This window comes from Streptomyces sp. NPDC059456, assembly GCF_042750055.1.
Classification (GTDB): Bacteria; Actinomycetota; Actinomycetes; order Streptomycetales; family Streptomycetaceae; genus Streptomyces.
On sequence record NZ_JBHYVA010000996.1, the window covers coordinates 1 to 2,140 of the forward strand.

2 protein-coding genes are annotated in these 2,140 nt (G+C 73.8%); both read right to left on the bottom strand.

All coding sequences use genetic code 11. The features are described 5' to 3' along the window. Positions 1 to 52: 52 nt before the first annotated feature. On the bottom strand, positions 53 to 1,129 hold the full coding sequence (locus ACFXA3_RS41480; RefSeq protein ID WP_385196517.1) for an alpha/beta hydrolase: 1,077 nt from the start codon (positions 1,127 to 1,129) through the stop codon (positions 53 to 55). 46 nt (positions 1,130 to 1,175) lie between these two features. Beyond that, the coding region (locus ACFXA3_RS41485) for a molybdopterin-dependent oxidoreductase (RefSeq protein ID WP_385196520.1) at positions 1,176 to 2,140 on the bottom strand (965 nt) is incomplete at its 5' end.

Here is a 2,140-nt window from a genome sequence, read left to right on the forward strand (position 1 = left end):
CCCCCGTCGTCACAAACCCCCGCCGTCGCCAACCGCCCCGTCACCCCCCCCGTCACCGGCCCCCGCCGTCACCGGGTGGCGGGAGTTCCGCGCTCAGCCAGGCCAGCGCGTCCGGGTACATGCCGGTCCAGGTCTGGAAGTTGTGGCCGCCGGCCGGCCGGACGAGGGTCCTGACCCGGACCCCGCTGCCCGCCGCGGCCCGGGCGAACGTCTCCAGCTGCCGCGGCGGGCTGTCCTTGTCCTGCGCGGAAGTGGCCAGGAACAGCCCGACGTCGGCCCGTTTGGCCTGCCGGACCAGCCACAGCGGGCTGTTGCGCTCCCGCAGGACCGGGTCGGCCAGCACCTCCGGGTCCCCGGAGAGGGGATCCGGGTCCAGCGCCGCGCCCGCCCGGAACACCTTCGGGTACTGCAACGGCAGCTTGACCGCGCAGAACGCCCCGGTCGAGACGCCCATCAGCCCCCAGCCGCCGGGCTCGCGCAGGGTCCGGAAGTTCTTCGAGACCACGTCCGGCACGTCTTCCGCGAGCCAGCCGGCCACCTTCCGCGTCGGCGTGTTGCTGCAGTCGGTGTTGACCCCGCCCGGGTAGATCTCCGGGATGACGACGATGAACGGGTGCGCGGCGCCCGCCCGGACCAACCGCGTCAGCGTCCCCGGCATGCTGCCCAGGTCGATCCAGGTCCGGGGCGAACCCGGATATCCGTGCAGCAGCACCAGCACCGGGAACCGGGTCTTCTCCGCCCCCGCGGCCCGGTACTCCGGCGGGGTCCACACGATCACCTGCCCGGCGAGTTTCGAATGCGAGCCGCGGAAATAGGTGATCTGCGTACCGTCGCCGCCCTGGGTGAACTTCGCCCGGCCCGGCGGCGGCCCCGTCATCGCCGAGGCGTTCTGCGCCGTCTCCGTGCCCAGCAGGTCGTCCCACGAGGAGTACAGGCCGTAGCTGCCGTTGATCCAGGCCGCGATCACCGCGATGGAGGTCAGCTGGCACAGCGCGATCATCAGCACCCGCACGGGCCAGCGCACCCACCCGGGGCCCGGCACCCGGTTCCACAGCAGCAGCGCGGCGAGCATGGCGAGCACGGTGACCGCGATCAGCGCGGAGAGGAACGACGTACTGGTCAGCTCCACGAAGACCGGCTCCTGACGTGCGGGGCGGATTCCCGGGATGTCGGCGTCATGCCTTCCTCCGGGGCGCCGGCCGGACACGCACCGCGACCGAGTGCCACCCGGTCGCCCCGTCCGGCAAGGTCCCGGTGCGCACCCCCGTCTGCACGGCGCCCGTGCCGTCCGTGGCCCGGACCTCCAGCGTGTGCGCGCCCGGGGCCGCCTCCCACGTCCACACCCACTGCCGCCAGGTGTCGTTGCCGTCCGCCTCCCCGAGCCGGGCCTCGTGCCACGGGCCCCCGTCCACCCGTACCTCCACCCGGGCGATCCCCCGGTGCTGCGCCCACGCCACCCCCGCCACCGGGACCGGGCCCTCCTGCGGCTCGGCGGACGGGCGCGGGGTGTCGATCCGGGACTGCGTCTTGACCGGGCCCTGCGCCGCCCAGGACCGGCGCACCCAGTACGCGTCGTACGCCGCGAACGTGGTCAGCCGCAGCTCCGTCAGCCATTTGCACGCCGAGACGTACCCGTACAGGCCCGGTACGACCATCCGTACGGGGAAGCCGTGTGCGAAGGGCAGCGGCTCGCCGTTCATCCCGACGGCGAGCAGCGCCTCCCGGCCGTCCATGACCGTCTCGACGGGCGTGCCGAGCGTCATTCCGTCCACCGAACGCGCCACCAGCTGATCGGCCGGACCGCCCCGCGACGGCGGCCTGACGCCCGCCTCGCGCAGCAGGTCGGCCAGGCGCACGCCGAGCCACCGGGCGTTGCCCACGTACGGGCCCCCGACCTCGTTCGACACGCAGCACAGGGTGATGTCGTGCTCGACGAGCGGGCGGGCCAGCAGCTCCCGGAAACCGAGCTCCAGCGGCTTCGGGACGCCCTCCCCGTGGATGCGCAGCCGCCACGTGTCCGCGTCCACCCGGGGCACGACCAGCGCGGTGTCCACCCGGTAGAAATCCCGGTCCGGGGTGATGAAGCGGGAGATCCCCGGTACGTGCAGCTGCGCACCGGGCGGTACGGCCGGCGCCCCGA